Origin of the sequence: Dyella kyungheensis (genome assembly GCF_016905005.1) — a bacterium.
Classification (GTDB): Bacteria; Pseudomonadota; Gammaproteobacteria; order Xanthomonadales; family Rhodanobacteraceae; genus Dyella; species Dyella kyungheensis.
This window is the reverse complement of sequence record NZ_JADIKC010000010.1, coordinates 83,967-107,294: the sequence shown is the minus strand read 5'-3', so window position 1 is coordinate 107,294 and position 23,328 is coordinate 83,967. Positions and strand designations below refer to the sequence as shown.

Here is a 23,328-nt window from a genome sequence, read left to right as displayed (position 1 = left end):
CTCCTTACGGGGGTGCCACCACTCTGGGGGTGACGCATCCTAATTCAAAGTGCCGATTATCCGAACTTTTGAAATTAGGGCGCCCTGACCAGGATCAGCGCGTCCTCAGGCGACGGCGGGGAAATCGATGCGCATCCGCGCCCCCCGCCCGGAGCTGCCGTCGAGGATACTCAATTGGGCGCCGTGCACACGTGACACTTCGTCCACGATGGCCAGCCCCAGGCCACAGCCGTCGGCACCGCTGCCCGCGCTGCGGTAGAAGCGCTCGCGCACCTTCTCCCGTTCCTCCGGGGCAATGCCGGTCCCGCTGTCGTCCACTTCGAGGAAGGGGCGATGGTTCGCCACGCCACAGCGGATGGTGATGTTGCCGCCCGAGGGCGTATGCCGGATGGCGTTGTCGATCAGGTTGTTGAGCACCTCGTGCAGCAGCCAGTACACGCCGGTGACCTGCACGGGACGGCTGTCCGCACCCAGGTCGATGCCATGGGCGAGCGCGCGATCGAGCGAGCTGTCGATCACTTCGCCGATCAGGCGGGGCAGGTCGACGGCGGTGAAATGGCTGGCGCGATGCGCCGAGGGTTCGGCGCGTGCCAGCGTCAGCAACTGGTTGGCGGTGTGCGCCAGACGGTCGACACCACCCTGCAGGAGTGCAATGCGTTCCTGCACCGGCGTGCCGGCGGATTCGCGGCTCAGCACTTCGAGCTGGGCCTTCAGGCCGGTCAGCGGCGTGCGCAGCTGGTGCGCGGCATTCGCAAGAAAATGCTGTTGCGACAGCACCGAATCGCGCACCCGTCCCAGCAGCGAATTGAGCGACACCACCAGTGGCAATACTTCGGTGGGCACGTTCTCGGTGGGCAGCTGATTGAGCGCCACCGCCGGGCGTCCGGCAATCTGGCGGCTCAGGCGCTGCAGCGGGCGCAGCGCGATGCGTATGCCCACCAGCGCGATGACGAACACGGCGGCCATCTGCACGGTGTCGTTGATCAGGAAGGCCACGTCCAGCCGATGCACCGCGCGGTCGCGACGGGCCGGAGTTTCGGCCACGGTGACCACCAGCGGGTCGCCGGTTTCGTTGGTGCGATAGCTGGCCAGCCGGAACGATTCGTTGCGGAAGTCGATGTTCGCGTAGCTGAAACCGTCGTCCGACTGGCTGTCGGGCGCTACCGGCAATTCCGGCGAGCCGGCGATGGTGGTGCCATCGGGCAGGCTGACCCGGTAGAAGAAGTGCTCGTCGGGCATCGCGCGCAGCGGCGGCGGCGGATGCGAAGGCAGCGCCACATCGGGGTGGCCGCCGGGGCCGGGGTGGATACGGGCGACGATGGCCAGCGCGGAGCGCGACAGCGAATGATCGAACGCGTTGTGGATCGGACTGACGATCACGTGATGATCGACCGCCACGCCGGCAATCAGCAGCAACAGCAGCGGCGCCAGCAGATAGCTGAGCAGCCGCTTGTGGACGCTGGTAGGGCGCCGGGACTGCTTTGATTTGTTCGAGGTGAATGTCACCGAAGCGGCCCCGCGGGTGATGTCCGGAAGCTGCGCGGGTCGGATCGCTCAGGCGGTCATGCGCCAGCCGACCCCGCAGATGGTCCGGACATCATGCCATCGGCATGGAATGGATCGGAGTATTCGGCCGCTCAGGCGTCTTCGAGGCGATAGCCCAGGCCCCGGATGCCGCGCACCGTGGCCGAACTGCCCAGCTTGCTGCGCAGGCGCGAGACGTGCACTTCGATGGCGTTGCCGGAGATGTCCTCGCTCCAGCCGGTGATGGCCTGGGTCAGGCGTTCCTTGCTCACCACGCGACCGCTGTGGTGCGCCAGGCATTCCAGGATCGACCACTCGCGGCGGGTCAGCTCGAGCACTTCGCCCTTTTCGTTGAGCGCGCGCCGGCCGGCCAGGTCGATGCGCAGGCCGCCGATCACGATCTCGTTGGCGGCGGCCGCCGTGGCGCGACGGATCAGCGCGCGGCAGCGGGCGGCCAGTTCCGGCAGCGCGAACGGCTTGACCAGGTAGTCGTCGGCGCCCAGGTCCAGCGCATTGATGCGGTCGTCCAGGCCGTCGCGGGCCGTCACGATCAGCAGCGGCAGCGAGCTGCCGTCCCGGCGCAGTCGGCGCACCAGCGAGAGGCCGTCTTCGCCGGGCAGGCCCAGGTCGACGATGGCCAGGTCGTAGTGGGTGTCGGCCAGGCGGGAGGCCACGGATTCGGCATCGCCTACCGCATCCACGACATAACCCGAGCCGACCAGGCCACGGGAAATGGCATCGGATACGAGGGAATCATCTTCGACGAGCAGGATGCGCATAGGGCACGACAGTGAGATGGTCGTCACATGTTAACAGGCACGCCTTTCATCTCGCCGTCGTCTGGCGCCCCTGCCGGCGGAAGGCTCACCCACAAAAAAAGGCGCCTGCGGATGGCAGGCGCCTTGGGTCCGTCGTGCAACGGGGCCGGGCTCTCAGTAAAGAGGCACCGTGGGATCGATCTCCCGGGCCCACGCATCCATGCCGCCTTCGACGTTGTAGATCTTGGTGAAGCCGTGCGCGGCAAAGCGCTCGGCCACGCCGCGGCTGGACACGCCGTGGTGGCAGATGAAGGCAATGGCCGTGTCCTTGGGCAGGTTGGCCAGCGCGTCGTAGCCTTCCTCGTCCAGCACGCGGGCCTGCGGCAGCGGCGCAGCGGCGGCGCGGCCATGGGCCGGACGCACGTCCACCAGGGTGATGTCGCCGGCGGCCAGGCGTTCCTTCAGCTGCTGCACGGTGAGCGTGCCGATCTCCGTCGCGCCCGGGAACTTCAGGCTCAGGCCTTCGCCCTGCACGGTGGAGACCCAGTCGATCACGATGCCCTTGGCGCGCTGGGCGCTACCCGGGTCGAAATGCACTTCGATGCCATTGGCGCTGACCACGATGTCGTGGTCGCTGCCCGGCGCCAGCTGGAAACCGGCGCTGTGGTCCGGGCCGATTTCCAGATGCAGGGCCAGACCCTGGGCATTGGCGGTGCCCTGGCGGATGGCCTCGGCGGCCTTGTCGGTAATCGTGATCTCAGGCGGGGTGCGATCCGGAGCGGAGGCACCGAACAGCTGGTGCAGCTCGCCCGAGGCATACATCTGGCGAATGATGTCGGCGCCGCCGACCAGTTCGCCGCCCACGTACAGCTGGGGGATCGTCGGCCAGTCGCCGTAGGCCTTGATGCCCTCGCGGATTTCCGGGTCTTCCAGCACGTTCACCGTGTGGTAGTCCGGCAGCAGCTCATTGAGCGTGTTGGTGGCCGCGGACGAGAAGCCGCACATCGGCTGCTGGCGGGTGCCCTTCATGAACAACACCACGCGGTGGTTCTGGAGCAGGGATTCGATACGTTCGCGGGTGGCGCTGTCGAGGGACATGGGGGCGGGAGCTCCGGCAAAGAGGGCGAATTGTAGCGCCTGTGGATATGCCGGCGGATTTCGGGGATGCAAGGGGGCTTCACGCCGCCGGTCGCAATTCCGCCAGATCCAGCTTCGCCCGCGTCAGCGGCGCCAGCGCCAGCGCGGCGGCGGGCGAGGGCAGCACCAGTTCGCGGCTGGCCCGGCCCAGCGGGGCGGCCTGCTCGCTCCAGTGGATCAGCTCCATCGCGCCGGTGTGGTCTTCTACCAGCACCGTGCAGTGCTCCACCCAGTCGCCGTCGTTGAGATACAGCACGCCGTCCATCTCGCGCACATGGCCGAAATGGATGTGACCGCAGATATGCCCGTCGAAACCGCGCTCGCGGGCGTCGCTGGCCACGCGCTCTTCGTAGGCGCGGATATAGGCCAGCGCCTTGCCGATATGCGATTTGACGATGATGGACAGCGGCAGGTACGGCAACTCCAGGCGGCGACGCATCGCGTGGACCCGGCGGTTGGTCCAGCAGATGAAGCGATGCATCACTTCCCCCAGGTGCACCATCCATGTGCGCCCGACCTGCTCCGGATCGAATTCGTCGCCGTGGCTCACGTGATATCGGCGGCCATCGGCGCCTTCATGCACCGCGTCCAGCTCGATCTTCACGCCGCCAAAACTTTGCCCGGCCAGGCCGCGCACGGGCGCGTCGTGGTTGCCGGGGATATAGACGACCTCGACGCCGCGTCGCGCCAGATCGAGCACTTCGGCGATCACCGCGCCATGGTCGGGGTGCCACCAGGTTCGGCGCGCCAGTGCTTCCATGTCGATGATGTCGCCGACCAGGTACAGCTTCTCGCAACGCAATTTGCGCAGGAAATCGAGCAGATAGCCTGCCTTGCAGTCAGGCGTGCCCAGATGCACGTCGGAGATGAAGGCACTGCGGCAGTGGAAGGTCGCCATGGCAGTCTCTCCCGGTGGTTACCGGGACGCCAGCTTGCAGCGTTTACGTCACCGCACGATGGCGGGGAGATTGCAGAGCGGTTTCCGCCCAGGCGAAGCAAAACATAAAACGGCGGGAGCGCACCCTGTGCGCGACCGGTGACGCGGTTCTGGTCGGTGTTCGCCGGGCCTGGATCGCCCGGACAAATACCGAGGCGACCCTCAGCTCCGCGGTCGCGCACAGGGTGCGCTCCTACAGTGGCTGCTGCTGGGTCAGGCGGAAAGCATCGCCACGGCCGCCGGCACTGCCGCCTCCGTCCACAGCGCATATTGCGCGGCTGACGGATGCAGCCCGTCATCGGCAAGCAGGGCCGGATGCAAGCGCGAGATGCCGGTAATGTCCACGAATTGCGCGCCTCGCCGCCCGGCTTCCTCTTGCGCGATGGCGTTATAGACGTCCAATTCACCGGCAATCTGCAGCACGTCGCGACCGCTGCCATGCGCGAACGGGGTGACGCCCCAGTCGGGAATCGACAGCACCAGCACGCGCTCGCTGCGCCCGCCCGCCAGCGCCACGGCGCGTTCGAGCAGCCCGCGGAACTCGCTGCGGTAGTCGTCCGCGCTGCGCCCGCGGTACTGGTTGTTCACACCGATCAGCAAACTCACCAGGTCGTAAGGCGGCTCGAACGCGAACGCGTCCATCGCGGCCGACAGTTCGTCGGTGGTCCAGCCGGTGGTGGCGATGATGGTGGGATCGTCCAGCGCCACACCCTCACGGCGCAGCCGCACCGCCAGCTGCACCGGCCAGCGCCCCGCGTCGGGCACGCCTTCGCCGATGGAATAGGAGTCACCCAATGCGAGATAACGCATCCCTAGGCAACGGCAGCCGTGCGCGGCTTCTGCGAGGCGGCCATGCCGGTCAGCACGCGCTCGATGCGTTCGAACACCTCGCGCAACTGCTCCGGCGGCGGCAGCAGGGTCAGGCGCAGGTGACGGCTGTGCGGCACGTTGAAGCTGCTGCCCGGCACCACCAGCACGGATTCTTCTTCCAGCAGGCGCAGTGCGAAGGCGTTGTCGTCGAAGTCGGCGAGGCGATCGGCGCGAACGCGCGGGAAGGCATACAGCGCACCGGCCGGTGACACCAGATCGAGGAACTGGCTGGCCGCCACACCTTCGAGCACGGCGCGGCGCGCTTCATGCAGGCGGCCGCCCGGTGCGGTGAGCGTGCTGATGGTCGGTGCGGATTCCAGCGCGGGACGCACGGCCCATTGCGCGGTGACGTTGGCGCACAGGCGCAGCGCGGCCAGCAGTTGCAGGGCATCGCGATAGTCGGCGGTGCGCGCGGGATCGCCCGACAGGCTCATCCAGCCCACGCGGTAGCCGCAGGCGCGATGCACCTTGCTCAGGCCGCCGAAACTCACGCATGGCACCTCGCCCGCCACCGCGGCGAGCGGCTGGAAGGGGGCGTCGTCGTAGAGGATCTCGTCGTAGATCTCGTCGCTGAGCAGCAACAGACGATGCTTGGCGGCGATCTCGACCATGCGTGCCAGCAGTTCGCGCGGATACACGGCGCCGGTCGGATTGTTCGGATTGATCAGCACCAGCGCGCGGGTGCGCGGCGTGATCAGCGATTCGATTTCCTCGGGATCGGGCAGGTGGCCGTTTTCCGCCAGGCAGCGGTAATAGCGCGGCTTGCCGTCGTTGAGGATGGTGGCGGCACTCCACAGCGGGTAGTCGGGGCTGGGCAGCAGTACTTCGTCGCCGGGTTGCAGCAGGGCGCGCAGGCTCAGGTCGATCAGTTCGCTCACGCCGTTGCCGATGAAGATGCGCTCCACTTCCACGCCGTGCGCGCCGCGATGGCGCTGCTGGGCGGCGATGGCGTCGCGGGCTTCTTCCAGTCCCTGTTCGTGGCCGTAGGCCTCGCTGTCGTGTAGGTGACGTGCGATTGCTTCGCGCAAATGGGCCGGCGTTTCGAAGCCGTAGCGGCCGGGATTGCCGATGTTGAGCTTGATGATCGGCAGGCCAGCCGCCTCCAGCTCACGGGATCGCCGGGTGAGCGCGCCACGGATTTCATAGCGCACGTCCGCCAGGTGCGCACTGGGTTTGATCGAGGCCAACGCAAGCGTCCTTCGTCTTGGTGTTGTTGCGGCGCAAGAACCTGCCCGCCAACTGCATGCTAGCAGCGTCCCGGCGCGCTTGGGGAGCCGAAAATCAAGGTATTTCGGGCTTTTTCCAGGCAACGATGCTCTGGTCCATGCCGCGTGGGCAGCATGGCCCGATGGATCAGAGCATCCCTTGCCGCCGGGCAGGGCATAATGGCCACCCATGACGCACCCCGAAATCATCGAGCGACTGCGCCGTATCGGCTGGCGTGGGGAGACCCTGCCCGCCGAAGGCAGGCAGTTGGCCCGCGTAGTGGCGCAGCATCGCGCCGGCTACGAACTGCACGATGGCGAGCACCTGTTCGGCGCCCAGCCGGCGGGTCATTTCCTCAAGCGCAGCCTGGATCCGGCCGACCGTCCGTCGGTGGGCGATTTCGTTGAAATCGAGTCGGGCAAGCCACCGCATATCGTGCAGGTGCAGCCAAGACGCACCGTGCTGTCGCGCGCAGCGGCCGGCGAACGCTACGAGCGCCAGATCATCGCCACCAATATCGATTACGTGCTGGTGCTGACCGGCCTGGACGGCGACTTCAATCCGGCGCGCATCGAGCGTTACCTGTCGCTGACCGAAGGCTCCGGCGCACAACCGGTGGTGCTGCTGAGCAAGCTCGACACGCGCGAGGACGCGCCCCAGTTGCTGGCCGCGCTGCGCGAGCGCCTGCCCAATGGCACGCCGATCCATGCCATCAACGGCAAGGATCCGGCCAGCATCGACTTGCTGCTGCCGTATCTGCAGCCGGGGGACAGCGCCGTGCTGGTGGGTTCGTCCGGCGCAGGGAAGTCCACGCTCACCAATACGTTGCTGGGCAGCGAGCGCATGGCCACCAGCGCCGTGCGCGGCCACGACAGTCGCGGTCGGCACACCACGACGTATCGCGCGCTGTTGCAGTTGCCCAGCGGCGGCTGCCTGATCGACACGCCCGGCATGCGCGAACTCAAGCTTACCGGCGAAGAAAACCTCGACCTGTTCGCCGACATCGATGCGCTGGCCGAACAGTGCCGCTTCGCCGACTGCGGCCACGGCAGCGAGCCTGGCTGCGCGGTGCAGGCGGCGCTGGACAGCGGCGACCTGTCCGCCGAGCGCTGGCGCAACTACCTGAAATTGCGCGACGAGCGCGAAGAACAGGCCACCACCCTGGAAGCCAAGCTGCGCCGCCAGCGCGGCGGGCGTCCGGCGACCAAGCCCCACACGAATCGGCATTCGCGTGATCGGGATTAGTCGAGCGCTGCGCTGTCGTGGCGCGGCGGGTGCACTACTATCGGGCCGTCTTGGTTAGGGAAGCGGGCATGCAGCGGCTGTCGTCGCGTTCGACGTTGTTCTTTGAGCGGGAGTTTCCCGCCTTCGGCTTCGGGCTTCCGGCGTTCAAGCCCGGTGTCCCTTCGGTGGATCGAAGGAGGCCCGCATGAATACCCCGGGCGTCGCTTTCTCGCCTGAGCTCCAGCGCTACGCCGATCTGGACAAACGCCTGCTGATGGCCGTGCGCGGCATCCGTATCCTGCCCACCGTGGCATGGCCCGCCTCGCTGGAAGACCGCATGATCGCGGCCTATGCGAAGGGACAGTTCTCGCTGCCCGACGTGCAGTACACCGTGCCGGATCTATCCGCCGAGCGTGCGGAGCTGGCCGCCATCGAGCGCGAGGCTGGCTATGACGATCCGCTGGGCGAGTACCTGTGCCGCACCGCCGAGTCGTGGCGCATCGCCGCCGAAATGCTCGAAGCGGTAGGCACCGATCAGGTCACCGCGCCCTCGATCGTGTTGTACGGTCGCCCCGGCGATAAGATTCCCGGCAGCGAGCGCAGCAACCTCGACGCCGCGCGCTATTTCGTGGAACTCTCTGACGAGCTGGGTTCGGACCTGATCGCCGACGACGTGCTCGTGGCCATCTCCGCCGACGACCTGCGCGCGGACCTGAGCAGAACGCTGGACGAGTTCTTCGGCGAGCCGCTGATTTCCGTGGAGGTGGACCCGGAACTCACCGCCAAGGCGGCGGCCGGCGCCACCCGCATCCGCCTGCGCGGCGGCACGCGCTTCACCGATTACGACCGCCACCAGCTGCTCGCGCACGAAGCGTTGGTGCATTCGCTTACCGCCTTGAATGGCCGCGCACAGCCGCTGCTCGCCTCGCTGGGCCGCACCTCGCCGCGCGTCACGGCGACGCAGGAAGGCCTGGCGGTCTTCGCCGAGCTGATGTCCGGCGCCATCGATATCTCGCGATTGAAGCGCATCAGCTTGCGCATCCTGGCCATCGACATGGCCTTGAGCGGCGCGGATTTCGTCGAGGTCTACCGTTTCTTCAGCGAGTGCGGACAGAGCCCTGCCGACAGCTTCCACTCGGCGCAGCGCGTGTTCCGCGGCGTGCCGCTGACCGGCGGTGCGGCGTTTGCGAAGGACAATGTCTACCTGTCAGGCCTGCTCACCGTGCACACGTTCTTTCGCTGGGCGCTGAAGCAGCGGCGCATGGATATGCTGCGGAATCTTTTCGCCGGCAAGCTGGCCTTGCACGATGTCATCAGCCTGCAACCGTATTTCGCCTCCGGCGCGATCGCCCCGCCGCGCTGGCTGCCGCCGTGGATGCAGCACGCGCACGGGCTGGCGGGGAAACTCGCATTCTCGTTGTTCGTCAATCGCATACATATGGGCAAGGTGCAGGCGGAAGCGCTTTCGCTGAGTCTTTAAAGCTCTCTGTGGAAGCGCACTTGTGCGCGACAAGCGCTCGGTGTTCCTCCGTCGCGCTCAAGTGCGTTCCCACAAAAAGCACCATGCCGTTGCATACCAGTTGTGTGAACCATCGCGTCACCATGCTGCAGCGCATCGTCGGGGAAGGGTGGCCGGCGGTGATACCATTCGGTGATGCCGCCTCGCGGCCCCGCCTCCCCATCACATTCGATCTCATTCCCATGGCCCTTCCCGAAGAATTGCGCCTCGCCGCTCTCGAGTACCACCGCCTTCCGCGCCCCGGCAAGATCAAGGTGAGCGCGACCAAGCCGATGGTGACGCAGCGCGATCTCGCGCTCGCTTACTCGCCCGGCGTCGCTTATGCCTGCGAGGCCATCGTCGAGGATCCGAACGCCGCCAGCGAAATGACCGCGCGCGGCAACCTCGTCGCGGTGATTACCAACGGCACCGCGGTGCTGGGCCTGGGCGACATCGGCCCGCTCGCCGGCAAGCCGGTGATGGAAGGCAAGGGCGTGCTGTTCCAGAAGTTCGCCGGCATCGATGTGTTCGACATCGAGATCAACGAGCGCGACCCGGACAAGCTGGTCGACATCATCGCCTCGCTCGAGCCCACCTTCGGCGGCATCAACCTCGAAGACATCAAGGCGCCGGAGTGCTTCATCGTCGAGCGCAAGCTGCGCGAGCGCATGAAGATTCCGGTGTTCCACGACGACCAGCACGGCACCGCCATCATTGTCGGCGCGGCCATCGTCAATGCGCTGGAAGTGGTCGGCAAGAAGATCGAGGACGTCAAGCTCGCCACCACCGGCGTGGGCGCGGCGGGCATCGCCTGCCTGGACATGCTGGTCGCGCTGGGCCTGAAGCCTGAGAACATCCTGGCGTTCGATCGCGACGGCGTGCTCTACACCGGCCGCGACAACATGGACCCGGACAAGCAGCGCTACGCGCGCGACACCGAGAAGCGCACGCTGGCGGATATCGTCGCCGGCACCGACGTGTTCCTCGGCCTCTCGGCCGGCGGCATCCTGCGTCCGGAAATGGTCGCCACCATGAATGCGCGGCCGATCATCCTGGCGCTGGCCAATCCCAATCCGGAGATTTCGCCGGAAGACGCCAAGATGGAGCGCCCGGACTGCATCATCGCGACCGGCCGTTCGGACTATCCGAACCAGGTCAACAACGCGCTGTGCTTCCCGTACATCTTCCGCGGCGCGCTCGACGTGGGCGCCACCGTCATCAACGAATCGATGAAGACCGCCTGCGTGCGCGCCATCGCCGAGCTGGCCCGCATGGAAGCCGGCGATCTGGCCAGCGCCTACGGTGGCGACGTGCCGACCTTTGGCCCCGACTATCTGATTCCGCGTCCGTTCGATCCCCGCCTGCTGGTGATGCTGGCGCCGGCCGTGGCGCAGGCGGCGATGGATTCGGGCGTGGCCACGCGTCCCATCGCGGACATGGACGCGTACAAGGAAAAGCTCGGCCAGTTCATCTATCGCACCGGCCTGCTGATGAAGCCGGTGTACGAGCGCGCGCGTGCCGACCGCAAGCGCGTGGTGTACGCCGAGGGCGAGGAAGAGACCGTATTGCGCGCGGTGCAGACGGTGATCGATGAGCGCCTCGCGTTCCCGATCCTGATCGGCCGCCCCAGCGTGATCGAGACGCGCATCGAGCGCCTTGGCCTGCGCATGCGTGAGGGCGTGGACTTCGAACTCACCAATATCGATGACGATCCGCGCTTCAACGAGTACTGGCAGCAGTACCACGCGTTGACCGAGCGCCGTGGCGTGTCGCCGGCGGCAGCGAAGAACCTGCTGCGTTCGCGTCCCACGCTGATCGCCTCGATCATGGTCGAGCGCGGCGAAGCCGATGCGATGATCTGCGGCCTGGTCGGTCGTTTCCACAAGAAGCTGGGCTATATGCGCAGCGTGTTCGGCCTCGATCCGGGCGTGTCGTGCACCTCGGCGATGACCGGCGTGATCAACGACCAGGGCGCGTGGTTCTTCCTCGATACGCACGTGCAGTGCGATCCCACCGCCGAGCAGATTGCCGAAGCGACGCTGCAGGCCAGCTATCGCCTGAAGCTGTTCGGCATCGAGCCGAAGATCGCGTTGCTGTCGCATTCCAACTTCGGCAGCCATGAGAACGCCAGCGCGGCAAAGATGCGCAAGGTGCGCGAGATCCTGGTCCAGCGTAATCCCAAGCTCGACATGGACGGCGAGATGCAGGCGGATACGGCATGGGACGAGGCACTGCGCCTGCGCATGTTCCCGAACACCACGCTGAGCGGCCGCGCGAACCTGTTCGTGATGCCGAACCTCGACGCGGCCAACATCACCTACAACATGGTGCGCGTGATGACGGATGGCGTGGCGATCGGTCCGATCCTGATGGGCATCAACAAGCCCGCGCACATCCTCACGCCGGCGGCGACGCCGCGTCGCGTGGTGAACATGACGGCGATTGCGGCGGTGGATGCGCAGATTCGTCAGGCGCAGGGTGAGCGGCGCAGCTGAGGTTTGGGTTTGTAGTTAAGTGTTTGGGAACGGAGCCTTGGGCTCCGTTTTCTTTTTGAGTTGCAACGAGACGCAGCTCTTTCTCCCTCTTCCCTCCGGGGAGAGGGTTGGGGGTGAGGGGCCAACCTAGCCTCATTGTGTGGACACGTCACTGTCCTGTTTTGCTCGTCATCCCGGCGCAGGCCGGAGGCGCTTTTCAACAGCCGAAGGCTGGTCATCCAGTTTCGTCAGTCTTCGGTTGTTGCGCTACCGCGACCGGGCTCGCCTGCCGCGGGCTTCCGTGCCGCTGCCGCGGCCCGGGTCACTTTCTCTTGCTTGCCCAAGAGAAAGTAACCAAAGAGAAGGGCCCCCCGGATGACGCGCCTTCCGGGCCTAGCGGCCCTCCAGGTGCGCGGGTGGGTTGCGGGGTTTTTCGACAGGGCATCCTGCCCTGGCGAAAAACTGGCCCGCATCCCTGCGGGCCACCCTGCGGGCTTTCCTCCACCCACCCGCCGCGTCATACGGGGTCCCCCAAGGGCCAAGGGCTAAGCTCGTCTTAGTTGCGTTTTCGCGATCACCCGCCCCTCACCCCGGCCCTCTCCCCGGAGGGGAGAGGGAGAAGTGGCGTGCATCGCAAAGGGCGATGCGAAGCGAGGCTCCGCTTTAAGTCCTCAGCGAGTTGGGCGCGTTGCGTAGCGCATTGAGGTACCCCTGGGGTGGCCTCCCATGGAGATCCGGTGGGACGTGCCGCGAGCGTTCGCGCTTGGATTCAACACGATGCTGCCAGCTTTAAGGGCCATTTCTTTGGGTTACTTTTCTTTGGGCCAGCAAAGAAAAGTGACTCGGCTGCCGGCAGGCAGTCGAAACGCCCGCTGCGTAAGCGGCCCGGTCGCGGAAACGCGACAACTAAACACCGAGGCCCTGGATTCCGGCCCCCGCCGAAATGACGAGCAAAAGCAAAACCCTGCCGTCCCGGCCCGACTAAAGTCGAACCCCGCCTGCACCCCCATTCGCCCCCGTATTGTCTCGATCCAATTGGCGAAAAACCCCGTCGGAGCTAAACTCGGAAGGTTCCCCGTCTCCCCCGCGGAGACGTCCACCTACAGCCGCGCCACCTCCCCGGCGCCGCGGAGAGAAGCTCCCCATGGATCAGCTCGACGACATCCTCCAGCAAGACCTCGACCCCACCGAAACCCAGGAATGGGTCGAATCGCTCAACGCGGTCATCAATCACGACGGCACCGAGCGTGCGCATTACCTACTGGAGAAGATGGTCGATTCGACGCGTCGGGCGGGCGGCTACCTGCCGTTCAACCCGACCACCGAGTACGTCAACACCATCTCGCCGGCCAATGAAGCCAAGATGCCGGGCGACGCCGCGATGGAGTGGCGCATCCGTACGCTGATCCGCTGGAACGCGATGGCGATGGTGGTGCGTGCCAACCGCAAGCCGGGCGAACTGGGCGGTCACATCGCCAGCTTCGCCTCGTCGGCCACGCTGTACGACGTGGGCTTCAACCATTTCTGGCGCGCACCGAGCGCCGATCATCCGGGCGACCTGGTGTTCCACCAGGGCCACTCCAGCCCGGGCGTGTATGCGCGTTCGTTCCTGGAAGGCCGCATTTCCGAGGAACAGCTCGACCTGTTCCGCATGGAAGTGGCCGGCAAGGGTCACGGCCTGTCTTCGTACCCGCATCCGTGGCTGATGCCGGACTACTGGCAGGTGCCGACGGTGTCGATGGGTCTGGGTCCGATCCAGGCGATCTACCAGGCGCAGTTCTGGAAGTACCTGGAACACCGCGGCCTGATGCCCAAGACCGATCGCAAGATCTGGTGCTTCCTGGGCGACGGCGAAACCGACGAGCCCGAATCGCTCGGCGCCATCTCGCTGGCCGGCCGCGAAGGCCTGGACAACCTGGTGTTCGTGATCAACTGCAACCTGCAGCGCCTGGACGGTCCGGTGCGCGGCAACGGCAAGATCATCCAGGAACTGGAAGGCGTGTTCCGTGGCGCCGGCTGGAATGCCATCAAGGTGGTGTGGGGTTCCTATTGGGATCCGCTCCTCGCGCGCGACACCAAGGGCGTGCTGCGCAAGCTGATGATGGAAACCGTCGACGGCGAATACCAGGCGTGCAAGGCCTTCGGTGGCGCGTACACGCGCGAGCACTTCTTCAACAAGTACCCCGAAACGCGCGAGATGGTGGCCAACCTGTCGGACGACGACATCTGGCGCCTCAACCGCGGCGGCCATGATCCGCACAAGGTCTACGCAGCCTACGACCAGGCCGTGAAGACCAAGGGCATGCCGACCGTGATCCTCGCCAAGACGGTGAAGGGTTACGGCATGGGCGCGGCCGGCGAATCGCAGAACCCGACGCACCAGCAGAAGAAGCTGGACGCCGAGGCCGTGCGCCACTTCCGCGACCGTTTCAACATCCCGGTGGCGGACGACAAGCTGGCCGACGTGCCGTACTTCCATCCGGGCAAGGATTCGCCGGAAGTGCAGTACATGCTGGAGCGTCGTCGCCAGCTCGGCGGTTCGCTGCCGCAGCGTCGTCGCACCTCCGACGTGAAGCTCAAGGCGCCGGAACTGTCGGCGTTCGAGCAGATCACCAAGGGCAGCGGCGAGCGCGAAATCTCCACCACCATGGCGCTGGTGCGCGGCATGAACCTGATGCTGCGCGACAAGCAGATCGGTGAGCGCATCGTGCCGATCGTCGCCGACGAAGCGCGCACCTTCGGCATGGAAGGCATGTTCCGCCAGATCGGCATCTACGCGCCGTTCGGCCAGAAGTACCGTCCGCAGGATGCCGACCAGCTGCTGTACTACCGCGAAGACCAGAAGGGCCAGGTGCTGCAGGAAGGCATTTCCGAGGCCGGCGGCATGGCGGCATGGATGGCAGCGGCGACCAGCTACAGCATCAGCAACCAGCCGATGCTGCCGTTCTTCGTGTACTACTCGATGTTCGGCTTCCAGCGCATCGGCGACCTGGCCTGGGCGGCTGGCGACATGCGCGCGCGCGGCTTCCTGATCGGCGGCACCGCCGGCCGTACCACCATCAACGGTGAAGGCCTGCAGCACGAAGACGGCCATTCGCACCTGCTGTCCGGTGCGATCCCGAGCGTGAAGTCGTACGACCCGACGTTCTCCTACGAAGTCGCAGTGATCCTGCAGGACGGCACGCGCCGCATGCTGCAGGAACAGCAGGACGTGTACTACTACCTGACCGTGATGAACGAGAACTACAGCCACCCGGACATGCCCGCGGGCGCCGAGGAAGGCATCATCAAGGGCATGTACCTGTTCAAGGACGCCGGCAAGCCGAAGAAGGGCGAGACGCGCGTGCAGCTGCTGGGATCAGGCACGATCCTGCGCGAAGTCATCGCGGCGGCGGAACTGCTGGAGAAGGATTTCGGCGTCACCGCCGACATCTGGTCCTGCCCGAGCTACAGCGAACTGCGTCGCGACGGTTTCGACGCCGAGCGCTGGAACCGCCTGCATCCGGAAGCCGAGCAGCGCGTGCCGTACGTGACGGGCCTGCTGCAGGGCCGCCAGGGTCCGGCCATCGCCGCCACCGACTACGTGCGCGAGTACTCCGACCAGATCCGTGCCTTCATGCCCGATGGCATGCGCTACACGGTGCTGGGTACGGACGGCTACGGTCGTTCGGACACGCGCGCCAACCTGCGTGGTTTCTTCGAAGTCGACCGCTACTGGATCGCCCACGCCGCCCTGGCCGCGTTGGCGAAGGACGGCAAGGTCAACGCGAAGGACGTGGCCCGCGCCATCAAGACCTACAAGCTGGATCCGGACAAGCCGAATCCTGAAACGGTCTGAGATAGAGCTTGGCCTTGACGAAAAACGCCGCGATCAATCGCGGCGTTTTTTTCTCTGTAGGAACGCACCCTGTGCGCGACCGGCGTGCGGCACGGCCGCGCTACCGTAGCGGTCGCGCACAGGGTGCGCTCCTACAGTCGAAGATGGCCGTCCAAATGAAAACCCGCCTTTCGGCGGGTTTTTGCGATCGGACCACAACGCTTATTCGTCGTCGCCGCGGAACAGATGTCGCAGCAGGAAGAAGGCGCCCACCGTGCCGGCGATGATCGCCGTGGTCGCGACCGGATGGCGCGTCACATGGCGCCGCAGACGGCGATACTGGTAATTGGCTTCGTCGGCGAAATCTTCCGCAGCGTGACCGAAGCGGCGCGCGTAGGTGCTGCGGTTGCGGCCGAAGCGGCGGCTGGCCTCGCGGCCGCGCTCCACCAGTTCGTCGGCCCGCCCGGCGGCTTCGCCGGCGTAGTGGCGCACGCGTTCACGGACGCCGTTGACAGTGTTTTCGAGGTCGTGGTGACGGCTCATGGCGTCCTCCTGCAATAAGTTTGTTCACGTTGCCAGCGCCGGTGTGAGCGGTGCGTAAATAATGGCGGCGCTTGTTCAGCTGCGATGTCGGCCCATGGCGAAGGGACTGCGGCGCGACGCAAGCAGGTGCGCGATGCCTTGCCGCACGGGCGGCAAGGTCTGGCTTGCGCGGAGCAGGGCGGACCGGGCGAGCCGCGGAATGCGGCGATCATCGGTATACAGGGTGACCACCGCCATGGTGGCGGCGTAGAGCGGCCACGTGGCGCGGCGATGCATGCGCTGGTAGCGGCGCAGCAGCTCCGGCGAGGCGATGTCGTGGCCGCCGGCGGCGGCGCTTGCCAGCAACGAACCCAATGTCTGCACACCCTGCAAGCCCAGATTGAAGCCGTGCGCGGTGACGGGATGCATTCCCACCGCGGCGTCGCCGATCAACGCCAGGCGGTGGGCCACGAACCGGCGTGCGTACACGCCCACCAGCGGATACGCATGACGCGTGGAAGTGAGCCGCATAGCGCCGAAGCGGCCGTCGAAGCGACGACGCATTTCCATCTCGAAATCCGCCTCGCTCATCTCCATCACGCGTTGCATCTCGCGCGGCGTCAAGGTCAGCACGACGGATACTTCGCCGCCATTCAAAGGCAGCGCGGCCAGCGTCTGCGCGTGGCCGAACCATTCCAGCGCCTCCTCGTGATGCGGCCGCTCCAGGGCCATGCGACAGACCAGCATGGTCTTGCCGAAATCATGCATGTCGGCCGCAATGCCCGCGTCGCGGCGAAGGCGCGAATAGCGGCTGTCGGCAGCGACGACGAGGCGGGCGCCGACCTCGGCGCCATCGGACAGGCGCAATCGCGCTGCCGCATCGTTCGATGCGATGCTTTCGACGGAGACGCCGCATGCCAGGGAGATGTTCGGTTCGTGCTCGATGCTCGCGTAGGCGGCGCGACGAATGCAGTGGTTGGGCACAAGAAAACCCAGCTGCGAATCCGCTGCGGACGACGGCGTGACGTGCAATCCGTGCGGCGACCGTCCGTTCAGTACGCGTGCGCTTCGAAGTGGCGAGATACTCGCGGGCTCAAGGCGCTGCCAGAGACCCAGCTCTTGCAGAATGCGCACAGACCGCATCGTGAGCGCGATCTCGCGTCCATCGAACGGTGGTTCGCGCAGCGCATCCAGTGATTGCTGTTCGATCACCAGGACACTCAGCCCTGTGCGCGCGAGAGAGCGCGCAAGGCAAAGCCCGGCGGGTCCGGCACCGACGACGGCGATATCGACGTTCATGGCATGGCATGCGTGCGAAGAAGGTTGCCCATGCTATCGGGCAGTCATCGCCTTCCCTTGACGTGGATCAGTCGGCCGCGCTCGCCAGCCGCAGGTCAGGCACCGTTTCCGGCGGAACGCTGTCCGGCGAACTCCTGCCGGACGGACGCACGGTGCAGTCGCCATGCGATCCATGCGAACAGCCCGATCAGCAGCACCGGCCGCACCATCGCCTCGATGTGCTGGAACGCCATCACGCGCTCCATCCATGCGGCGAATGCCGGCGGCAGGCCTGCAGGCATATCGGCCTGCACCGCCCTGGTCAGCGCAGGTTGCACGACGTACGCATAAGGGATCATCGCGAGCTGGAGCAGTATGTCGAGCAACATCAGCGCGATGAAACCCACGCGTGCCCAGCGGCGACGCCACAGCATTCCCAGCGCGCAGGCCAGATGCAACAGCGCCACGGCCGATCCCAGCAGCAACAACTGGGACTCGTGCGCATAGATCCATGGCCACGGCGGCGGCAATCCTTGCATGGCCTGGCTGATGCTCAACATCTGATGATGGATGGGAGCGTTGCCGGCGAGCGCCAGGTGCTGCGTCGCGGTCGAAACGAGTGAGAACAGCGCGAAGAAGCAGGCCCCGATCGCGCCGAGCCCGATGAAGGCCCAGCTCAGTACTGTCACGAACATGGACCGAACCGGCGTCGTCGTCATGCCTTTCCCCTGATGAGTGGCCGCTCGAGAGCGTCGGCGTCGCGACTATACCCGCGCTCCCTCCAGCGGGAAACGCGGGTCAGATCGTCTCCGTACCGACCGGCTCGGGCACGGGTTGCTCCACGCGCAAACTTTGCCGGCGACGCAGGGTGGGGAACATGGCCATCCACAATCCCACCACCACCAGCGTGCCGATGCCGCCGATCACGGTGGCATTCACGGCGCCCAGCCAGGCCGCCAGCATGCCCGACTCGAACTCGCCGAGCTGGTTGGAGGTATTGATGAAGATCGCATTGACCGCACTCACGCGGCCACGCATGTCGTCGGGCGTGTCCAGCTGCACCAGTGCGCCGCGTATCACCATGCTCACCATGTCGAACGCGCCCAGTGCAAATAGCGCGATGATCGAAAGCCACAGCACCTTGGAGAGTGCGAACACCAGCGTGGCCACCCCGAAGCCGGCGACCGAGGCAAACATGATCGGACCCACGCGGCGTTCCATCGTGTGGCGCGCCAGCCACAGCGACATCAGCAGTGCGCCGACGGCGGGCGCGGCACGCAGCAGGCCCAGGCCCCACGGGCCGGTATGCAGGATGTCCTTGGCGAAGATCGGCAGCAGCGCCGTGGCGCCACCGAGCAACACGGCGAACAGGTCCAGCGAGATCACGCCCAGCACATCCGGGCGGCGACGGATGAAATGCACGCCGGCAAACAGCGTCTTCAGCGTGGCCGGCTCGCGTTTGGGTTGCGCCTGCTCGTAGCGCATGCGCGCCATCAACAGTACGGCAATCAGATAGAGCACCGCGCAGACGCTGTAGACCACGCCGGCACCCGCCACATAGAGCAGGCCGCCTACCGCGGGCCCCATGATCATCGCGGCCTGTCCCGCCGACTGGCTTGCCGCCATGGCGCGGGACAGCACGCTCGACGGCACCAGCGCCGGCAGCATCGATTGCAGCGCGGGAAATTCGAAGGCTTTTGCGACGCCGATGACGAACACCAGCACGAGGATCGTCGCCTCGTGCGCCAGATGCATCAGGCTGATCACGGCGAGCGCGACGATCGCCAGCATGTCCACGATCTGTCCCAGCATCACGATGCGGCGTCGCTCGAACTGGTCGGCGACATGGCCCGCCGGCAGCGCCAGCATCACCGAGGGAAAGAACTGCACCAGGCCGATCAGGCCCAGATCCAGCGCGCGGCCGGTGATGGCATAGATCTGCCAACCCACGGCCACCGACAACATCTGAAAACCAAAGCCCGAACAGATGCGGGCGAACCAGAACTGCACGAATGCGGGATGCGAGCGCAACGATTCCGTCGAAGCTTGCGCGGGAGAAGGGGGCATGGGGGATCCTTGCGGGAGCGCGGCTATTATCAGTAGCTGACGCGCTGAGGCAAAGCGCTGTGACGCATGGATCCGCGCTGCGTGGCCGGTTGGTGTCCACGCAGCGATTCGGACAGGGCAGCAGGACATGGGTCCCGCTGCCCCTGCCATCACGCAGCCTGCGTCTGTGCGACGGCTGCGGTCTCGATCCGCACAGCGCGCGGCTTGGCATCCAGGCCGAACAGCGGGCGCAGCCAGCGCGTGCGGCGTATCACCAGCTCGTGCAGGGCGGCGCAACCGCCCACCGTGCCCAGCAACACCAGCGTGGGTTCCCACACCGCGCCGAGCTTCAGCGGGATCAGCCAGTACGCCATCGCCAGCAGCACGCTCTGATGCAGGATGTACCAGGGGAACACCGCTTCACGCGCATACGGCAGCCAGCGGAACGGGCGGTTGAGGTACTGATGTCCCCAGCCCAGCACGGCGGCGATGGCGCTCCAGGCGTAGAAGACATGCAGGGCGCGCATGCCCAGCCGTTCGATGGCGAAGGCCGATGCAGGCCACGTGCCGGCGAAGACCTCCATCCGGCCCAGCAGCAGATGAGCGGTGAACAAGCACACCGCCAGACCGAGCGAACGGTGACGCAGCCGCGCCAGTTCGCTCCACAGGGCCGGATGCGTACCGATGGCATAGCCGTAGAAGAACATCGTGGCGTAGCCCGCATGGGCATACCAGTCGCCGATCAAGGCATGGTTCTGCGGAAAGCGCGCGGCCAGCAGCAGGTTATAGGCGAACAGCGGCAGGGCTGGCAGCACCAGCAGCGGCCAGCCGCGCAGGCGATGCACCGCAGCGATGGCGCGCTGTCCCACTGGCGATTCCAGCGCGGGCAGCAAGGCCAGCAAGAGCAGGGTGTAGACCCAGACGTACGGCAGGTACCACAAATGGTTCCAGGTCACGCCGAACTGCCAGCCATCGAAGGCGCCCGCCGGCCACGGACCGCCGCTCCAGTAACGCAGCAGGAAATGGCCGAAGCCCGGCGCCACCAGCCCGTTGTCCACGCCCTGCACATAGGGCTGGATCGGGATCGCCACGGCCATGCCGAACAACAGGGGCACCAGCAGGCGCACCGTGCGCTTCCAGGCCAGCCGCGGCAGGCTCAGCCGACCGCGCAGGAAGTGCACCGCCATCCCGGAGATCAGGAACAGCAGGTCCATGCGCCAGAAGCTGGACGCCAGCATGGGCTGTTCCAGCCAGTCGGCGATGTAGCTGCTCTTGAGATGGAACTTCCAGTCGTCGGCCGGGCCGACATACAGCATGCCCAGGTGGTAGAGGATCAGCAGGCCGAAAGCCAGAACGCGCAGGGCGTCGATGTCGTGGCGGCGGTTCATGAGCGCAACTCCATGGTCGGGATGCCCGCATGCTCCGCGCGGCGACGGCTCCCGTCCCCCGCTAAGTGATTGATCGACCGCCCGTGGGGACGAGCGGTGCCCGCTGAGGGACGAAATGAGCCGGCGAACGCGCCGGTCCACGTAGAATCCCGGGCATGACCACGACGCCGGCCTTCGACTACTCCCGTTTCCAGCGCTGGCGCCGGCCGTTCGAGGTCGGCTTCTGGGTCGTCACCGTGATGGCCAATACGATCTTCAATGGCACGGTTGCCTGGTTCGACGCGGTCTATCGCACCCATCGGGCCAGCAGCATCGAGCCGTGGATCTGGGAGGCCAGCAGCAGCCTGGTGATCCTGGCGATGGTGCCGCTGGTGGTGCTGGCCACGCGTCAATGGCCGATGCGCTTCGATACCTGGGCCCGCAACCTGAAGGTGCATCTGGCGCTGAGCGTGCCGTTCTGCCTGGTGCACGTGGGGCTGATGATCGTGCTGCGCATGCTGGCCTATGCCGCCATGGGTTCGCGCTACCACTTCGGCGACGACTGGCCGTTGGAGCTGGGCTACGAATACCTCAAGGACATCCGCACCTATTTCCTGTTCGTGGCGCTGATCACCGGCTACGGCTTCATCGTGCGCCGCCTGCAGGGCGAGGCCTCGTTGCTGGCCGAGCCGGACGAAGGTCCGCCGGTCGAGCCGGTGGATCGGCCCGAACGTTTCCTGGTGCGCAAGCTCGGCAGGGAATTCCTGGTGGCCGCCCGTGAGATCGAATGGCTGCAGGCCTCGGGCAACTACGTGAACCTGCATGTGCGCGGCCGCGACTATCCGTTGCGCGCCACCATGGCCGGCATCGAGGAAAGACTCGATCCCACGCGCTTCGTGCGCGTGCATCGCAGCTACCTGGTGAACCTCGACTACCTGACCGAGATGGAACCGCTGGAAACCGGCGACGCCCGCCTGACCATGCGCGATGGCGCCACCGTGCCGTGCAGCCGCCGCTTCCGCACCCAGCTGCGCGAGCGCTTCGGCGACACGCCGGTCGGTGCCTGAGACCCCACACCTGTGGGAGCGCACCCTGAGCGCGACTCACAATGCCAATGCCACCACGCTTGCACCGCCACTCAGCCTCGTTCCACTCTAAGCGCCTACCCGCAACAGGACCTCGCCCATGAACCAGCGCCTCCGTTTTGCCGCCACCGCCTTCGGCACCGTGCTCCTGCTTGCCGGCTGCTCCCAGTCGGGCGACCAGGCACCGGCGCCGCAAGCGCAGGCACCGGCCGACGATTCCGCGGGCAAGCTCGATACCTATCGCCAGCTGCAGCGGATCGGCAACGACGAGATGGCCGTGACGATGGGCAACGAGATCCTCAAGCGCTATCCCAACACCGAGGCTGCCAAGGAAGTGCAGCAGAGCCTGCCGGCGATCGAACAGCGCTACAAGGAAAACAGCGAGAAGAATCGTCTCGCCGGCTTGTGGCTGTACCAGGTCTCGCCGATGCAGGGTGGCACGCAGTCCACCGCCACCATCTACACCAGCCAGCCCGCCGGCGAAGACCGCGTGCGGCTGGTGCTGCGCCGTCACACCGAGTGGGGGCAGAACGCGTTCCTGTTCAACGGCGGTCCGCACGGCTTCGTCTGCAAGGGCGTGTGCTCGATCAAGGCCACCTTCGACGGCAAGCCCGGCAGCATCAGCGCGTTCGCCCCGACCACCGGCGAGCCGGCCCTGCTGTTCAAGGACGACAAGGGCTTCATCGCCCAGCTGGAAAAGGCCAAGAAGATCACCATGGACGTGACCCTGCAGGACGGCGAGAAGAAAGTGACGCTGGTGTTCGAGACGGGCGGCTTCGATCCGGCCAAGTGGCAGACGGTCAGCAAGTCTTCGGCCAAGAAGAAGTAACGTCCACCCACATGGACCTCATGCGTTTGCATGGCCAGCATTGATGGAGATGAAAGTCATGGCAGCCAAAACCCTACTTACCGCACTCGCCGTGGTCGCTGCGCTGAGCGCCTGCACCCGCGTCGGCAAGGATTACACCTCCCGCATGGAAGCGCGCCAGCAAGCCTATGCCGCTGCGGCGGGCGAACCGGTGAGCAGCTTCCGCTACTTCAGCCTGTGGTCGTGGGAGCCGCTGAGCGACAGCGAGCTGGCCATCTATACGCGGGCGAACGAGGCGTGGCTGCTCGACCTCGACGGCAAGTGCCGCAACCTGGAATTCACCAACCACATCGCATTGACCTCGAGCGCCAGCGAAGTGTCGGCGAAGTTCGACCGTGTGATTACTGGCGGCGCGGATGCGCCTTGCTTCATCAAGCAGATTCGGCCGGTGGACATCAAGAAGCTCAACTCGCCGCAGGAGGGGAAGCCGCGGGAGATTGAGGAGGCGGCGCGGCCGGCGAAGTGAGGTTGTTGTGGTTTGGTTGATGCATTTGGATGCGTGAAGCGGAAGCGTTCAAGTAGCCGCAGACGTTTTTTGCTCGTCATCCCGGCGCAGGCCGGGATCCAGTTTCGTCAGTCTTCGGTTGTCGCGTTGACGCGACCTGGCTCGCCTGCCGCGGGCTTCCGTCCTCCTGCCGGAGGCCGGGTTACTTTCTCTTGCTTGCCCAAGAGAAAGTAACGGCGGTCTCTAATATCAAGTGCAACACCCCTCTGGAG

At 66.0% G+C, this 23,328-nt stretch carries 18 protein-coding genes; 7 read left to right on the top strand and 11 right to left on the bottom strand.

The features are described from left to right. Window positions 1-105 precede the first annotated feature (105 nt). From ISP20_RS19150 to ISP20_RS19125, 6 genes are all read right to left on the bottom strand, one after another. Window positions 106-1,506, bottom strand: coding sequence for an ATP-binding protein (locus tag ISP20_RS19150; protein ID WP_204637735.1), 1,401 nt, complete (start codon window positions 1,504-1,506; stop codon window positions 106-108). 131 nt (window positions 1,507-1,637) lie between these two features. After that, complete coding sequence (locus tag ISP20_RS19145; RefSeq protein WP_204637734.1) at window positions 1,638-2,303, bottom strand: response regulator; 666 nt, start codon at window positions 2,301-2,303, stop codon at window positions 1,638-1,640. 153 nt (window positions 2,304-2,456) lie between these two features. Continuing rightward, the gene (gene grxD, locus ISP20_RS19140; protein WP_204637733.1) at window positions 2,457-3,380 is read right to left on the bottom strand and encodes a Grx4 family monothiol glutaredoxin; all 924 of its coding nucleotides are present in this window, start codon (window positions 3,378-3,380) and stop codon (window positions 2,457-2,459) included. A gap of 79 nt (window positions 3,381-3,459) precedes the next feature. After that, on the bottom strand, window positions 3,460-4,317 hold the full coding sequence (locus ISP20_RS19135; RefSeq protein ID WP_204637732.1) for a UDP-2,3-diacylglucosamine diphosphatase: 858 nt from the start codon (window positions 4,315-4,317) through the stop codon (window positions 3,460-3,462). Window positions 4,318-4,569: 252 nt separating this feature from the next. Next, window positions 4,570-5,166, bottom strand: coding sequence for an SGNH/GDSL hydrolase family protein (locus ISP20_RS19130; protein WP_204637731.1), 597 nt, complete (start codon window positions 5,164-5,166; stop codon window positions 4,570-4,572). A 2-nt stretch (window positions 5,167-5,168) separates the two neighbouring features. Further along, window positions 5,169-6,413: an aminotransferase class I/II-fold pyridoxal phosphate-dependent enzyme gene (locus ISP20_RS19125; protein WP_204637730.1), complete on the bottom strand. Its 1,245-nt coding sequence runs from the start codon at window positions 6,411-6,413 to the stop codon at window positions 5,169-5,171. 208 nt (window positions 6,414-6,621) lie between these two features. Between ISP20_RS19125 and rsgA the strand changes: the two genes are divergently transcribed. The 4 genes from rsgA to aceE all read left to right on the top strand — a co-directional run bounded on the left by rsgA (window position 6,622) and on the right by aceE (window position 15,466). Continuing rightward, window positions 6,622-7,677 (top strand): ribosome small subunit-dependent GTPase A, encoded by a 1,056-nt coding sequence (gene rsgA / locus ISP20_RS19120; protein WP_204637729.1) that lies wholly within the window; start codon window positions 6,622-6,624, stop codon window positions 7,675-7,677. Window positions 7,678-7,861: 184 nt separating this feature from the next. Then, complete coding sequence (locus ISP20_RS19115; protein ID WP_204637728.1) at window positions 7,862-9,136, top strand: peptidase MATCAP family protein; 1,275 nt, start codon at window positions 7,862-7,864, stop codon at window positions 9,134-9,136. Window positions 9,137-9,357: 221 nt separating this feature from the next. Continuing rightward, window positions 9,358-11,649, top strand: a complete 2,292-nt coding sequence (locus tag ISP20_RS19110) for an NADP-dependent malic enzyme (protein ID WP_204637727.1) — start codon at window positions 9,358-9,360, stop codon at window positions 11,647-11,649. A 1,123-nt stretch (window positions 11,650-12,772) separates the two neighbouring features. Further along, window positions 12,773-15,466 carry a pyruvate dehydrogenase (acetyl-transferring), homodimeric type gene (gene aceE / locus ISP20_RS19105; protein ID WP_204637726.1) on the top strand — a complete coding sequence of 898 codons (2,694 nt, stop codon included), beginning with the start codon at window positions 12,773-12,775 and terminating at the stop codon, window positions 15,464-15,466. A 201-nt stretch (window positions 15,467-15,667) separates the two neighbouring features. Here the strand turns inward: aceE and ISP20_RS19100 are convergent, their stop codons facing one another. The 5 genes from ISP20_RS19100 to ISP20_RS19080 form a co-directional block, all read right to left on the bottom strand. Then, window positions 15,668-15,988 (bottom strand): hypothetical protein, encoded by a 321-nt coding sequence (locus ISP20_RS19100; protein WP_204637725.1) that lies wholly within the window; start codon window positions 15,986-15,988, stop codon window positions 15,668-15,670. Window positions 15,989-16,063: 75 nt separating this feature from the next. Next, on the bottom strand, window positions 16,064-17,266 hold the full coding sequence (gene ubiM / locus ISP20_RS19095) for a 5-demethoxyubiquinol-8 5-hydroxylase UbiM (protein WP_204637724.1): 1,203 nt from the start codon (window positions 17,264-17,266) through the stop codon (window positions 16,064-16,066). Window positions 17,267-17,361: 95 nt separating this feature from the next. Further along, window positions 17,362-17,940 (bottom strand): hypothetical protein, encoded by a 579-nt coding sequence (locus ISP20_RS19090; RefSeq protein ID WP_204637723.1) that lies wholly within the window; start codon window positions 17,938-17,940, stop codon window positions 17,362-17,364. Between the two features lie 103 nt (window positions 17,941-18,043). Beyond that, entirely contained in the window at window positions 18,044-19,312 is a 1,269-nt protein-coding gene (locus ISP20_RS19085; RefSeq protein ID WP_204637722.1) for an MFS transporter, read from the bottom strand. A gap of 149 nt (window positions 19,313-19,461) precedes the next feature. Then, complete coding sequence (locus tag ISP20_RS19080) at window positions 19,462-20,679, bottom strand: acyltransferase family protein (protein WP_204637721.1); 1,218 nt, start codon at window positions 20,677-20,679, stop codon at window positions 19,462-19,464. A gap of 155 nt (window positions 20,680-20,834) precedes the next feature. On the opposite strand from ISP20_RS19080, the gene ISP20_RS19075 reads away from it, so the two are divergent. The 3 genes from ISP20_RS19075 (at window position 20,835) to ISP20_RS19065 (ending at window position 23,077) form a co-directional block, all read left to right on the top strand. Next, a complete protein-coding gene (locus tag ISP20_RS19075; RefSeq protein ID WP_204637720.1) occupies window positions 20,835-21,725 on the top strand; it encodes a LytTR family DNA-binding domain-containing protein in 891 nt (296 codons plus the stop codon). Window positions 21,726-21,843: 118 nt separating this feature from the next. Then, window positions 21,844-22,572 (top strand): hypothetical protein, encoded by a 729-nt coding sequence (locus tag ISP20_RS19070; RefSeq protein WP_204637719.1) that lies wholly within the window; start codon window positions 21,844-21,846, stop codon window positions 22,570-22,572. Between the two features lie 58 nt (window positions 22,573-22,630). After that, window positions 22,631-23,077 carry a DUF6491 family protein gene (locus ISP20_RS19065; protein ID WP_239536164.1) on the top strand — a complete coding sequence of 149 codons (447 nt, stop codon included), beginning with the start codon at window positions 22,631-22,633 and terminating at the stop codon, window positions 23,075-23,077. The last annotated feature ends 251 nt before the right edge of the window (window positions 23,078-23,328 follow it).

Bases quoted from the DNA above. Each gene is read 5' to 3' on its own strand.
- ISP20_RS19145 (WP_204637734.1), bottom strand. From the start codon at position 2,303: ATGCGCATCCTGCTCGTCGAAGATGATTCCCTCGTATCCGATGCCATT.
- grxD (WP_204637733.1), bottom strand. From the start codon at position 3,380: ATGTCCCTCGACAGCGCCACCCGCGAACGTATCGAATCCCTGCTCCAG.
- ISP20_RS19135 (WP_204637732.1), bottom strand. From the start codon at position 4,317: ATGGCGACCTTCCACTGCCGCAGTGCCTTCATCTCCGACGTGCATCTG.
- ISP20_RS19130 (WP_204637731.1), bottom strand. From the start codon at position 5,166: ATGCGTTATCTCGCATTGGGTGACTCCTATTCCATCGGCGAAGGCGTG.
- rsgA (WP_204637729.1), top strand. From the start codon at position 6,622: ATGACGCACCCCGAAATCATCGAGCGACTGCGCCGTATCGGCTGGCGT.
- ISP20_RS19115 (WP_204637728.1), top strand. From the start codon at position 7,862: ATGAATACCCCGGGCGTCGCTTTCTCGCCTGAGCTCCAGCGCTACGCC.
- ISP20_RS19110 (WP_204637727.1), top strand. From the start codon at position 9,358: ATGGCCCTTCCCGAAGAATTGCGCCTCGCCGCTCTCGAGTACCACCGC.
- aceE (WP_204637726.1), top strand. From the start codon at position 12,773: ATGGATCAGCTCGACGACATCCTCCAGCAAGACCTCGACCCCACCGAA.
- ISP20_RS19100 (WP_204637725.1), bottom strand. From the start codon at position 15,988: ATGAGCCGTCACCACGACCTCGAAAACACTGTCAACGGCGTCCGTGAA.
- ubiM (WP_204637724.1), bottom strand. From the start codon at position 17,266: ATGAACGTCGATATCGCCGTCGTCGGTGCCGGACCCGCCGGGCTTTGC.
- ISP20_RS19090 (WP_204637723.1), bottom strand. From the start codon at position 17,940: ATGTTCGTGACAGTACTGAGCTGGGCCTTCATCGGGCTCGGCGCGATC.
- ISP20_RS19085 (WP_204637722.1), bottom strand. From the start codon at position 19,312: ATGCCCCCTTCTCCCGCGCAAGCTTCGACGGAATCGTTGCGCTCGCAT.
- ISP20_RS19080 (WP_204637721.1), bottom strand. From the start codon at position 20,679: ATGAACCGCCGCCACGACATCGACGCCCTGCGCGTTCTGGCTTTCGGC.
- ISP20_RS19075 (WP_204637720.1), top strand. From the start codon at position 20,835: ATGACCACGACGCCGGCCTTCGACTACTCCCGTTTCCAGCGCTGGCGC.
- ISP20_RS19070 (WP_204637719.1), top strand. From the start codon at position 21,844: ATGAACCAGCGCCTCCGTTTTGCCGCCACCGCCTTCGGCACCGTGCTC.
- ISP20_RS19065 (WP_239536164.1), top strand. From the start codon at position 22,631: ATGGCAGCCAAAACCCTACTTACCGCACTCGCCGTGGTCGCTGCGCTG.